9 protein-coding genes are annotated in these 13,092 nt (G+C 61.6%); 7 read left to right on the forward strand and 2 right to left on the reverse strand.

Annotated features, from left to right (window positions below; genetic code table 11):
- The first annotated feature begins 128 nt into the window (after positions 1–128).
- The 5 genes from P5205_16290 (at position 129) to P5205_16310 (ending at position 6,403) form a co-directional block, all read left to right on the forward strand.
- Complete coding sequence (locus tag P5205_16290) at positions 129–1,187, forward strand: SGNH/GDSL hydrolase family protein (GenBank protein ID HSA11921.1); 1,059 nt, start codon at positions 129–131, stop codon at positions 1,185–1,187.
- Between the two features lie 363 nt (positions 1,188–1,550).
- The gene (locus tag P5205_16295; protein HSA11922.1) at positions 1,551–2,039 is read left to right on the forward strand and encodes a transcription termination/antitermination NusG family protein; all 489 of its coding nucleotides are present in this window, start codon (positions 1,551–1,553) and stop codon (positions 2,037–2,039) included.
- Positions 2,040–2,130: 91 nt separating this feature from the next.
- On the forward strand, positions 2,131–3,591 hold the full coding sequence (gene dnaB / locus P5205_16300) for a replicative DNA helicase (GenBank protein ID HSA11923.1): 1,461 nt from the start codon (positions 2,131–2,133) through the stop codon (positions 3,589–3,591).
- A gap of 10 nt (positions 3,592–3,601) precedes the next feature.
- Positions 3,602–6,040, forward strand: coding sequence for an outer membrane protein assembly factor BamA (gene bamA, locus P5205_16305; GenBank protein HSA11924.1), 2,439 nt, complete (start codon positions 3,602–3,604; stop codon positions 6,038–6,040).
- A 189-nt stretch (positions 6,041–6,229) separates the two neighbouring features.
- Positions 6,230–6,403 carry a hypothetical protein gene (locus P5205_16310; protein ID HSA11925.1) on the forward strand — a complete coding sequence of 58 codons (174 nt, stop codon included), beginning with the start codon at positions 6,230–6,232 and terminating at the stop codon, positions 6,401–6,403.
- Positions 6,404–6,593: 190 nt separating this feature from the next.
- Here the strand turns inward: P5205_16310 and P5205_16315 are convergent, their stop codons facing one another.
- Complete coding sequence (locus P5205_16315) at positions 6,594–6,980, reverse strand: NADH-quinone oxidoreductase subunit A (protein HSA11926.1); 387 nt, start codon at positions 6,978–6,980, stop codon at positions 6,594–6,596.
- Between the two features lie 112 nt (positions 6,981–7,092).
- Here P5205_16315 and P5205_16320 point away from each other — a divergent pair, with 112 nt between their 5' ends.
- Together P5205_16320 and P5205_16325 are read left to right on the forward strand one after the other, a co-directional pair.
- Positions 7,093–7,935, forward strand: coding sequence for a hypothetical protein (locus tag P5205_16320; GenBank protein HSA11927.1), 843 nt, complete (start codon positions 7,093–7,095; stop codon positions 7,933–7,935).
- A 94-nt stretch (positions 7,936–8,029) separates the two neighbouring features.
- Positions 8,030–11,263: a glycoside hydrolase family 2 TIM barrel-domain containing protein gene (locus tag P5205_16325; protein HSA11928.1), complete on the forward strand. Its 3,234-nt coding sequence runs from the start codon at positions 8,030–8,032 to the stop codon at positions 11,261–11,263.
- A gap of 56 nt (positions 11,264–11,319) precedes the next feature.
- On the opposite strand, the gene P5205_16330 is transcribed toward P5205_16325, so the two are convergent.
- Positions 11,320–12,723, reverse strand: a complete 1,404-nt coding sequence (locus tag P5205_16330; GenBank protein ID HSA11929.1) for a hypothetical protein — start codon at positions 12,721–12,723, stop codon at positions 11,320–11,322.
- Between the last annotated feature and the right edge of the window lie 369 nt (positions 12,724–13,092).

Here is a 13,092-nt window from a genome sequence, read left to right on the forward strand (position 1 = left end):
ATCTGGCCCGCAACCCGCGAAGCGGGCAAGGCCCGCGCGCCTTCACGCATACGCGCTGAAGGAGGCTAGATGAGGGCCGATTGGATTTGACCCCGTCCCGCGCGTCCCAATAGCTTGCGCTTGCCAGCATGAATGTCACCGAACATTGGGGAGATAACCTGATCTACGCGATATTCCTGTCGCTGCCGCTGTTAAGCGGAGGGTTGCTGCTTTGCCAGGTGCGTTCTTGGGTGCGCGCTGGACGTCCGAGGAAGGGGCCCGTGGTGATCCTGGGCAACTTGACATTGCTGGTTTTCCTGTCGGCACTCACTCTTGCCGTTGCGGAAACCTGGCACCGGTTCGGGGTGGATACAACGGACTCGTTTGGTCGCACCCGGATTAACATGCGGTGGTTCGAACGGCACTGGAGGTTGAATCAGATGGGATACCGTGACAGCGTGACGGCCTACCTCCTCCAGCGTCCGCCGGGCAAAAGGCGGCTCAGTTTCCTGGGCGATTCCTTCACTGCTGGCCATGGGGTGGCTGAGGTTGAGGATCGTTTCGCCAACCTGATTCGTAACCGGGGTGGCGACGAGGTCCACGTTTGGGCCGACCTGGGCTACGACACGGGCCACGCAATCGAACTGGTCCAGAGTCTCATCACCAACAGTTACCAATTTGACCGGGTGATACTGGTGTACACTTTGAATGACATAGGCGATCTTTCACCGGAGTGGAGAGCAATGGCCGAGGCGATTCGTTCCGCGCCGCCGCCACCATTCCTGGTCAGGCACAGCTTTTTCCTGGACACGTGGTATTATCGGCTCCAGGGGCGGCTCAATCCCGACATTTCCAACTACTGCCAGTCTATGCTTCAGTATTACGATGGTCCGCTTTGGGCGCAGCAAGAGCAGCGGCTCCAGACTTTGCGCCAACTGGTGGAAACCCACGGCGGGCAGTTTTTGGTGGTGACCTTTCCATTCCTCCAACATCTGGGGCCGGCGTATGAGTTCCGCTCCGTCCACGCCCGGCTGGGAGCCTGCTGGCACGCGCTCGGAGTGCCGCACCTCGACCTCCTGCCCCTTTACGATGCGCACCGCGGCGAGAGATTGACCGTTAACGGTCATGACGCTCATCCGAATGAGCGCGCCCACGCTTTGGCGGCTGATGCCATCAAGGAATTCATTGAGCGGAACAGCCGGCAGTAGGGCGCGCCGTTGTGTGCGCGTTTGAGCACTTCCCGAACCCCGCAGTCCAATTTCGCAGCTCGGCGACGAAGCTGGACCAGTCCAGTTGGACGCAGAAGGCCAGGTTTTCGCGCAAATTAGGATGAGCCACCAGGCACCGGCCATTACGGTACTGCTCCACGGCGGCAAGCAAATCGTGCCTTTTGAGGAGGAATAGCTGCCGGGCAGTTCGGGCGGAATCCGCCCGTGCCCCACCAGCAAAGGACACAGGGCGCCAGCTCCAATTGGTGCGCAGGCAAACAGGACATCAGCGTGCGCGTTCAATTGCGTCGCGGTCGTAGCTTCGGATTGACATCTTTGGTTTGGGCCAGAATCCTCCGCTCCATGACGGAACTCCGGTGGTTCGTGGCGCATACCAAGCCCAGAAGAGAGAAGAAGCTGGTGGAGCATTGCCGGCGGCAGTCTATTGCCGCCACCTTGCCTTGCTACGATTCGGCGCACAAGTATCGGGGCAAGACCGTTGTGTTCCAGAAGCCGCTTTTCCCCGGTTACGTCTTTCTGCAGCTGGAGCCGCAGAAGAAGGACTCGGTGCGTCAGAACGATCACGTGGCCAACCTGCTCGAGGTTTTCGACCAGGAGACCTTTCAACGGCAGTTGCAGGACATTCTGCAGGCCCTGGACGCGAAGGTCGGCGTGCGGCTGGCGCCCGCCATCGGCGAGGGCATGCGCGTGCGCATCAAGACCGGTCCGCTGCAAGGCATCGAGGGCTGGGTCGAGCAACGCTATGGCATGACCACTGTGCTGTTGCGACTGGACTTCATCAACCAGGCGGCTGCTGTCAAGATTGATGCGGACTCGCTCGAGCCGATTTGAGCGCGCACCCCATTCTGCTTGTTAAGAACGTGTCACTAAGATTCAATAACTCCGAATTGCTCACTGAAGAAGAATCCCGTTTGGTCGTGGCATGATTGACTCGGTCTCAGACAGCGCCGGCGCGGCGCCGGATTTGAAACGCGCTCCACGACGGAAGCTGCCGGTCGTCCAGGCCGCGAGGGTGGATCGGTTGCCGCCGCACGCGCCCGAAGCCGAGCAGGGCGTCCTGGGCTGCGTACTGCTCTCGCCCAACGAATGCATGGGCGAGTGCATCGAGAAATTCAAGCACGGCGCCGAAGTCTTCTACGACCTGCGCCACCAGACTATTTTTACCACGCTGGTGGAGATGTACGACAGCCGTGAAGCGATAGATGTCATTACTCTCCAACAGCGGCTCAAGAACAAGCAGCGGCTCGAGGAAGTCGGCGGCATCCCGTATCTGGCCTCTCTGCCCGACACGGTGCCTTCGTCGGCCAACCTGAGTTACTACCTGGACATTGTGCAGGAGAAGTTTCTGCTGCGGAAGATGATCCATACCTGCACGGAGGTCGTCGGGCGGGTCTATGACTATGAAGGGGACGTGGACGCGCTGATGGATGAGGTGGAGCGCGACATCCTGCGCATCAGTGAATCGCGGGTGCAGAGCCAGACCACGACGATCAAGGACCTGGTGAAGAAGGCGATCGGCACCATTGAGGATTTTCACCAGCGCCAGGGGGTCCTCACCGGGGTGGCCACGGGTTTTGTGGACCTGGACAAGATGACCAACGGGTTGCACGGCGGGGAGATGGTGGTGATTGCCGCGCGTCCGAGCATGGGCAAGACGTCGCTGGCGATGAACATCGCCGAGCATGCCGCCATCGAGCAGCGGTTGCCGGTCGGCGTGTTCAGCCTGGAGATGACCTCCGATTCGCTCGTGCTGCGCATGCTGTGCTCGCGCTCGCGGGTGAACCTGCGCAACGTGCGCGAGGGGTTTCTGGCCGAACGCGACTTCCCCAAGCTCACCGGCTCGGCCGGCAAGCTGGCCAACGCTCCGCTGTTCATTGACGACTCTTCCGCCCTATCGATCCTCCAGCTCCGCGCCAAGGCGCGCCGGATGGCCCAGCAGCACGGCATCAAGCTTTTCGTGGTTGACTACCTGCAGTTGCTCCACTCTACTTCGCGCCGTGCGGAAAACCGGCAGCAGGAGATCGCCGATATTTCCAGCGGCATCAAGTCCCTGGCCAAGGAATTGAATGTGCCGGTTATCGTGCTGAGCCAATTGAACCGGGAGATTGAGCGGGAGAAAGGCCGCCCGCCGCGGCTGTCGGACCTGCGGGAATCGGGCGCGATTGAGCAGGACGCCGATGTGGTGGGGTTGCTGTACCGGCCCAAGGCCGACGACGACGAAGACGGGTCCGCCGGCGTGGCAGATGAAGACGCGATTCCGATGAACCTGCTGCTCGCCAAGCAGCGCAATGGCCCGACTGGCGATGTGAATTTGACGTTCCTTAAATCCTATACACGGTTCGAGAGCGCCGCCAAAGTGGGTGACGAAGATGTGCCAAACTAACCGGGCGACGATGCGACTGCGGCTTTGCTATTGCGGGCTGCTGCTGCTCCTGCTGGCATGGGTGCCGGCCGGCTGGGCGCAGTACGCTGGTCCCAAGGTCGTGCGGATTGAGATCCAGCACCAGGGCCCGCCGGCGACCAGCGATGAATTGGTCCGCTCCAATCTCCGTCTCAAGCCGGGTGAGCCCTACCTCCCGGCCGCCGTGGACGATGACGTGCGCAACCTGTATGCGACCGGCTTCTTCTACAACATCCAGGTGGCGGCTGAAGAAACCCAGGATGGGATAGTGCTGATTTACAAGGTCCAGGGCAAACCCAGCCTGATCGACATCAGGTTTCAAGGGAACACCAAGTTCAAGAGCAAGAAGTTGCTGAAGAAAATAACGTCAAAGGTGGGAGACCCGCTGGATGAGCAGAAGCTCTTTACTGATGCGCAGGAGCTCCAGAAGCTGTATCAGAAGAAGGGTTATCCGCGAACGACGGCTAAGTACATCCTCAACATTGACGAGCAGGCGGGCCGGGGGACGGCCACGTTTCAGATCGCGGAGAGCCCCAAGGTGAAGATTCTCGAGGTGGATTTCATCGGCGCCAAGGCGTTTCCGGTCAAAAAGCTCCGCCGGGTTATCAAGACCCGGAAGCGCTGGATGTTTTCCTGGCTCACGGGCAGCGGTTATTTCAAGGAAGACAAGTACGAAGCGGATAGAGAAAAGCTGACGCAGTTCTACCGCGACAAAGGCTACATTGACTTCGAGATCAAAGACGTGCAGTTCGTCAATCCGACGCCGCGGACGATGGTGATCCGCTTCGTCATATACGAAGGAACGCAGTACAAGGTCGGCTCGGTCAAGTTTGCCGGGAACAAGTTGTTCAGCACGCCGGAGCTGGTGGCCGGGCTGCAGTCGCTGCACGAGCGCAACCGCGGCACGGGCAGCGTCGGGCCAAACGGCCTGCCCATGGACGCGGGCGACATCTTCACTCCCGGGGGCCTGGCCAAGGATATTGAGGCCGTGGAGGATTTTTATGGCACGAAGGGCTACATTGATGTCAGGAGCAGCTCGGAAAATTTGAGGGTGCGCAAGGTTCCGAATACCGAGACGGGCACGATGGACCTCGAGTTTCTAGTCGAGGAAGGTCAGAAGTCTTACATCGAGAAGATCGAAATCAAGGGCAACTCCAGGACCAAGGACAAAGTCATTCGCCGTGAATTGGCCGTGTCGCCCGGCGAACTGTTCGACATGGTGCGCGTCAAACGCAGCAGAGTCCGCCTGGAGGGGCTGGACTATTTCGAGCGGGTGGAAATGCAGCCGGAAACGACGGATTTGCCCAACCGCAAGAACCTCGTGGTGGACGTGGAAGAGAAACAGACTGGCTATGCGTCGCTGGGAGCCGGATTCAGCAGCGTGGACTCGCTGGTTGGCATTGTGGAATTCAACGAGGGCAACTTTCAGTGCCCCTGGTTCCGCGGCGGCGGCCAGAAGCTCCGCCTGGTGGCGACCGTTGGATTCGAGCGGCAGGACTATGAGGTCATCTTCACCGAACCCTGGTTTCTCGGGCGCAAGCTGACTTTCACCGCGGATTTCTTCTACCGCACCTACTCCTTCTTGAGCCCGGAGGACCTGTATGATCTGCGTCGCGGCGGAGGCAGGGTCAGCCTGGAGCGCGCTTTGGGGAGCGACTTTCTTCGCGGAGGGGTCACCATGACTCTTGAAGACGTGGATATTGACCTGACCAGCGAAGCGGTATTGCCCTACACCGATCCGGGCCCGCCCCCCGTACTCATGCCGGGGAACGTGCCGCCCGACATCCGCGACGAAACCGGCGGCCACGTGCTGGCGCGTTTCGGCGCATCGCTGGCCTACGATACCCGGAACAGTGTCCGTTTGCCTGACAAGGGCCAGCGGACCTCCATCGAGGGTGAGATCGTGACGCTCGACGAGCAATTCTATCGGCTGGAGCTGAAGAGCGGATGGTATTTCAAGGGGCTGGCCAAAGGCCATGTGTTGGAGCTGGTTGGACGCACCGGGGTGATGCAGGCGTTGGACTCTTCCGACGACGTGCCGTTCTTCGAGCGTCATTACCTGGGCGGGCCGTGGTCCCTGCGCGGCTTCGACTTCCGTGAAGTCAGCCCGCGGCAGCCGGGCTACAAGGAACCTGTCGGCGGTGACACCTTCTGGTTTGGCTCAGCGGAATACAGCATCCCAATTTTCGAAAAGGAGGGTGGCGTCGGGGTGCGGATCGCGCTCTTCTATGACATTGGCAGCGTAGGGAGCAGCCCGTACAACTTCAACGTGGATAATTATAGCGATAACTGGGGTATTGGCCTGCGCCTCAACCTCCCGCGCCCCTTTGGCCCCATGCGACTCGATTATGGCATTCCCATCACTCACGACGAGTACAACAACGGGTCTGGCGAGTTCCACTTTAGCGCGGGTTGGACGCGACAATTCTAACATCCATCCAGCTCGGTGATCCGTTGGCAGGGACAGCTCGTTGAGGCGTCTGAATCCGCGCAAAGATAGATGCTTCGGGGGAGCATCCCCACCCAACCGAAGACCTTGATCCGGCCGGAAAACCGCTTGGACCCAAAGAAAAGGCTTGCCAGAAAGTGGTGAAACTCGTAAAAGCTAAGTTACCGGGCTATGGTAACGTTAGTTCAACCGCTGCTGGCCGATGCCGTGATCAACGGCATGGCAGTATTTTCAATTGCCTTTGTAGGCTACCTGTTCTGGCTGCGTTTTCGAGAAGGGCGTGAGCAGCGCAAGCTGCTGCGAGATCGGGCGCGCTTCCGCCGCAACCACTGGGGTTACGAGTAGGACGGGTAGTTCGTGGCACTTCGATTCAGGTTGCGGAAGCGTCTGACCAGGTAAATTTTGCTTGGCAATGAATCGCGCCGCTGGCTAAGTTCCTAGACCGTTGTTCATTTGTCCGGGTGGCCTACAGCCTTTGCCTCCCAAGGGGTTCCCCACCCCCATACCTGCCAAGGCGTAGGCTGCCCGGACTTCCTTAATTCTTCCAGTCGAACGCCCGCTTCTTAACGGCGTAGAGGTAGCCGACTAACAGCACGCCCAGGAAGGACACCATCGCCCCGAGGATCATCCCGGCGCTATCCTTGAGCATATCCCGGTAGATCACCGCCCAGGGATACAGAAAGACCACCTCGATATCGAACAGGATGAACAGCATCGCCACGAGGTAGAACTTGACCGAAAGCCGCGTGCCGCCTTCGCCCACCGGCACCATGCCGCATTCGTAGGGAGTGTCCTTGACGGAAGTGCGTTTTCCGCGCTGGCCCACGACCACCGACATCACCAACATGCCAAACGAAAACACCACCGCCAGCACCCCGAGCATCAGCACCGGGAGATACTCCACCAGTTGTGATTGTGCCATGAATCGAATCTAGAACGCCGACGCCTTATGGCAAGTTCAATTCCCTCGCCTCGGCCGTTGCGGCCATTTTGGAAGTGCATTCTTCCTGCCGCTGCGCTAGATTCATGCGGGTATGGATCCACTGGTCGTGACTAAAGATCCAACTGCTGTTGCGGTGGAGGTGCAAGCCGCTTACCGGGCGATGTTTTCACGGTCGGACCCCTTGTTCGTGCCCCGGGTCTTCGGCTGGGCCATCGAGTGTTTTACCGGCAACTTCCACGACTATCAGTCGCTGGATGTGCTTTACCACGATTTCGAACATACGCTCCAGGGCACTCTTTGCCTGGCCCGCCTGCTGCATGGACGGCACCGGGCCGGAGCCCAGCCTCGCCTGACGGAGCGCATGTTCCAACTCAGCCTTGCGGCCATCCTGCTCCACGACACCGGTTACCTTAAGAAACGCGATGATACCGAGGGCACCGGAGCGAAGTACACGCTGGTTCACGTTCGGCGCAGCGCCGAGTTGGCGGGTGACCTTCTTCACGAGAAGGGTTTAAGCCCCGCGGAAATCAAGTCGGTCCAAAACATGATCCTCTGCACAGGTGTCCATGCCGCCCTGAGTGTCATTCCCTTCCAGAGCGAGCTGGAGAAAGTGGCCGGTTTCGCCCTGGGCACCGCCGATTTGCTGGGGCAAATGGCTGCGGCTGATTACGTGGACAAACTGCCCATTCTGTATGCGGAGTTCGCGGAGGCGGCGAGTTTCTCCAAGGACGGCGCCGGTTTTGTCGCCATGTTCAGCAGCGCTGAAGATTTATTGCGCAAGACGCCGGATTTCTGGGAGAAATCCGTGCGGGCGAAGCTGGACCACGATTACGGCGGCGTGCATGTTTTCCTGAACGATCCCTATCCGTCCGGCCCGAATCCTTATGTTGAGCGCATCGAGGCCAACCTCGGTCGCCTCCGCCAGCGCATCTGAACAATTCCGGTCGGGCGGCAGTCGCCTCAAATGGCGCTGATCAGGCTGTCCGAGACTTGCATCGGGGATGCGGCTCAACCAATCTGGCGGCGAAATGACATCATTCACGTTGCCGCGCAGCCAGGGGATTGCGGTGGCCCTGGCGCTCTTGGGCGTTGCTTCAGGGACCTCCGCGCCCGGTGAACAGCTCAAGGACTGGCAGGACCCGAAGCTCACCGGCCTGGGCCAGCAGCCGCCTCACGCCACCATTGTGCATTGTCCCGATGCGCGCACGGCCCGCCGCATTGAGTTTGCGGTCAACGGTGAGCGAGTTAAATCGCCGTTCTACCGCTCGCTCAATGGCGATTGGAAATACCATTACGCGGCCAACCACACCGGGCGCGTCCCCGCGTTCTGGGAACCCGGTTTCGATGACCGGAACTGGGCGACCATCCCGGTGCCGTCCAATGTCGAGCTTTGTGGTTACGGGATCCCCATCTACGTCAACATCCGCTACCCGTGGAGACAGGACGGGTTGAAGCCCAACCCGCCCTTCGTGCCGGAGGACGATCCCAACAACACGGTCAACTCCTACCGCCGCAAATTTGCGGTGCCCCAAGATTGGTCGGGCCGCCGTGTGCTCCTGACCTTCGACGGTGTGAACTCCTTCTTCTACCTCTGGATCAACGGCCAGAAAGTGGGTTTTGGCAAGGATAGCCGGACGCCGGTCGAGTTTGACATCACGCGCTATCTTGCGCCTGGCGAGAACTTGCTCGCGGTGGAGAATTTCCGGTGGTGCGACGGCTCGTATCTGGAGGACCAGGACATGTGGCGCATGAGCGGCATTTTCCGGGATGTCTATCTCTGGTCCCCGCCCGATGTGCATATACGAGATCTGGAGGTGAGGACGGATTTGGATGCCGAGTATCGCGACGCCACACTCGGCGTACGGGTCGAGCTGGAGAACGCCGGCCCGCAAGCGGCGGCGGTCAGCTTGGAAGGCGCGCTGCTGGATGGCGCCGGCCGGCGCGTGGCGGCGCCGGGGTTGGAGGCGCGCCTGGAGGTGGACGGCGTCGCCGCGGAAGCGAGGCTCGCAGCCTCTATCCCCAACCCGCTCAAATGGTCGGCTGAAGCGCCCAACCTCTACAAACTGCTGCTCACCCTCAAAGACGCGCGGGGCGCCGTGCTCGAGGTGATTCCCGTCAACGTCGGCTTCCGCAAGGTCGAGATTCGCGAGGGCAGCCTGCTGGTCAACGGCCGGCGTGTGCTCTTCAAAGGGGTCAACCGCCACGAGAGCGACCCGGACCGGGGACAGGCCATCACGGTTGCCAGCATGGAGAAAGACATCCGGGTGATGAAGCAATTCAACGTCAACGCCGTGCGGTGCTCGCATTACCCGAATCAAACCGCATGGTACGACCTGTGCGACCGCTACGGCATTTACCTTATTGACGAGGCCAACATTGAAAGCCACGGCATGGGCTATGGCCCGGAGACGCTGGCCAGGGACCCGGATTGGGCCGCGGCCCACATGGACCGCACAGTCCGCATGGTCGAGCGCGACAAGAACCATCCCTCCGTGATCATCTGGTCGCTCGGCAACGAGGCCGGCGACGGCCCGAATTTCGAGGCGACTTCAAAGTGGATTCGTCAGCGCGATCCCAGCCGTCCTGTCCACTATGAACAGGCCAAGCGCAATCCGCACACCGACATCGTCTGCCCGATGTATCCGCGCCCGCGCGTGCTGGAGGCATACTCCGCCGAGGCGCAGACGCGCCCGTTCATCATGTGCGAGTACGAGCACGCCATGGGCAACAGCTCGGGCGACTTCTGGTCTTATTGGGGCCAGATCTACAGCAAGCCCCACCTCCAGGGCGGGTTCATTTGGGATTGGGTGGACCAGGGCTTGCGGCAACGGCAACAGCCGCTTCCGCTGGCGCGCTTCCAGCAGGTCAAGCCGGGCGACAAGACGTTCTGGGCCTACGGCGGCGACTTCGGCCCGGCGGGCACGCCGAGCGACGACAATTTCTGCTGCAACGGCCTGGTCACGCCCGACCGCGAGCCGCATCCCGGCCTGCACCAGGTTAAGCATGTCTATCAATACATACACTGCCGGCCCGGCGATCTCGCCAGCCGCACCGTTGAGGTCAAAAACTGGCATGACTTCACGAACCTGAAGGACTTTGCGGCCGGCCAGTGGCGGCTCAAGGCGGACGGCCGAGTGATCCAGAGCGGACGCCTGCCCGAGTTGGACCTCCCCGCGGGGGCCAGCACACGCCTCACCATTCCCACAAAGGCGTTCCATCCCCAGCCGGGCGTGGAGTACTACCTCGAACTGACCTTTTCGCTCCGCCACGATCAACCCTGGGCCAAGGCGGGCCATGAAATCGCCTGGGACGAGTTTAAGCTGCCGGACTTCGCGCCGCCCCGACCGGCGCCGGCGGAGAAATTGGTGGCGCCTGAACTGGCGGAGAGCGGGGCGACCATCACCGTCAGCGGCCGGGACTTCGAGATCGTATTCGACAGGCGGGCCGGCGGGCTCGTGTCCTGGCGCTTTCGGGGGCGGCAGTTGATCCACAGCCCTCTGCGGCCCGATTTCTGGCGCGCCCAGATTGACAATGACCGCGGGCGCGACATGGTCAAGTCTCAAGGCATCTGGCGCGGCGCCCACCAGGGCGCGCAAGTCCGCTCGGTGACCGTCCGGGAGCAGCCGGAGGCGCGCGCGGTGGTGGTGAAGGTGGCGACGGCGCTGCCGAAGGTGGACGCTGATTGGGAGACCGACTATACGGTCTCCGGGAATGGCGATGTGCTGGTCGAGGCCCGATTCAAGCCGCACAATCTTGATTTGCCCAAGCTCGTGCGCCTCGGCATGCAGATCTCCCTGCCGGCCGGTTTCGAGCGCATCACCTGGCTGGGCCCGGGGCCGCAGGAGACTTACTGCGACCGCAAGGATGCGAAGTTCGGGCTTTATACGGGAACGGTGGAAGGCCAGTTCTACCGGGATTACAGCGAGCCGGGCGAGACCGGCAACAAGGTGGATGTGCGGTGGCTTGCGCTGGCCGACGGCAAGGTCGGCTTGCTGGCAATTGCCGGGCGCCCCGGGCTGCTCAGCGCCAACGCGCTCCATTATGGCACCGCGGATCTGAATGCCGGCAAGCACGCCTTCGAATTGCCGCGCCGTGAGTTCATCACCCTGAACCTCGACCTCAAGCAGCAGGGGGTCGGCGGGGACAACAGTTGGGGCACCTGGCCGCACGACGAATTCCTTATCCCGTGCCAGGAATACAGTTACAGCTTTCGCCTGCGGCCGTTTGCCGCCGGGCAGGACCTTGCCAGGCTGGCGAGGTAAACGCCTGCCCGGCATACGGTTTCCGGGGGGAGTTGACTACTGCGGCCGGGCCGTGCTCACGCCGCCGGCGGGGCGGGGGAGAAATGGTTCCTGCGTGGGTCGGTGGCGGTGATGACGACGCTGACGGCAGTCTGGTTGAAGCCTTTGAAGCCGCCGTGCCGCTGGAGGTTCTCCAGGTGGCTGCCGAGGGCGCCTTCCCTGATGAACCGGTCAAATTGGTCGCGGGTGATCAAGCCTTCGGACAGCAGGCGCTGGGCCCGCACCCGGCGCACCGGCCAGCGTTCGCCTTCGGTGAAGGCCTGCCGCAGGAACGGGAAATCCGAGAACGGATTCATCGTGCTCACGCCCGAATCCTTGAGTTGGTCGCGAAGCAGGTCAAATTCGAAGCGCGCTTCGAGGTGGTGCATGCCGGCTTCGAGGAAGCTCTCGCCATGCAGCCCGACCCAGAGGCCCACGGTGCCCAGGCGCGGGGCGGGAGGAAGTTGCTGCGTGGAGAAATCAACCTGCGTTTCCTCCGGCAGCAGGTCCACGTCGGCAAACACGACGATGCCGGTGACCGGTTGTTCGGACACCTGGGCGCCCCAGCCGGCCTCCGCGCCGGCGTAGTAGCGCTCGCGTTTGGCAAAGCCCAGCTTCAGCAGGAACTCCACCAGGTCCACGAAATGCCTGCGGGAGCAGCGGAACGTGTGGTGGTCGTGGTTGCCCCAGCCGAGGCCGAGCCGGTCCTGCCGATGCTTCTGAATCCGCGCGGCGCGGTTGCGGCTCTCCCAGTACGCGCGCTCGGCTTCGAAGAAGAACTGGCAGGCCAGGTCGCGCCCGACCAGGCGCAGGATGCGATCGAGGATGACATTGGCCGTCTGGAAACCTTCGGCATCCTCGGCGAACGAGCGGGGGCGTGTGCGCCAGAGTTCGCGCGCTTTCACGAGGTTGCGGAGTTCGCTCGGCGCGAGCGGCGCGGGAACGAAGCCCCGATAGGCGCGGCGCTCGACCGCCTCAAGCTGCGTGCCGTTCTCCGCGGCGACAACGATGCGGCGGTAGCGCGAACACGGCTCGCCTTCCGGCCGGCCGGACAGGTTATGGCTGGCAATAAAGTCAGCCACGAATTCGGGCCGCAAAGCGATCACGGCGGGACCCGGCCGCAGCAGGACTCGCGGCAGCGTGGCCCGGGGATATTCAGAGACCGCCTCGCCGTTGGGCGTTTCCGCATTGGGATCGCGCACGAAGCCCGCGAGAGAAAGGGCGTCCTGCTCGCCCGGCGGCAGCACGAAATGGTCAACCCACTCAAAGAAGTCGGTCCCGGTCTCATCGCGCATGCGGTCGGCGAGTTGGCGGGCAAAGCTGTTCCTGTCCAGGAACACGTTGATGTGCTGGCGGAGCAACTGTTCAGCCTCGGTAGCCAGCGGCCAATCAAAGGGCAGGGGAGCCTCAGGACTGGAGGCGGGTTCGGTCGCTGCTTGCATTGGCTTCCTCGCGGGGCGTCTTTTCGTTGTGGTGGTCATGGTTGTTCTTGCAGCTAAAGTAATCGAAAGTCGCTGCCTCGCAACCGGCTGCCACCATCGGGAGCTGGGGCATCCTTCGGGGGGAACCCTGATGGGGCAGTGGTTTGATGCCTGCCTTACGAACTGGCTACGGATGGGTGCTTAAACCAGCTACTTGCGCCGGCCTTCTTTGGCTGGAGCCGTCAATTTGCGTAAGCAGCCTGACTCCAGTGGGTTAGGCGGTTGAACCTACGGTGTGGATACGGTGTGGATACGGTGCGGATACGGTGCGGATACGGTGTGGATACGGTGTGGTTCCGTCGCGCGGCGGAACCTGGTTCCAAGCCTGGT

This window comes from Candidatus Paceibacterota bacterium (assembly GCA_035452965.1).
Lineage (GTDB): Bacteria > Verrucomicrobiota > Verrucomicrobiia > Limisphaerales > UBA8199 > UBA8199.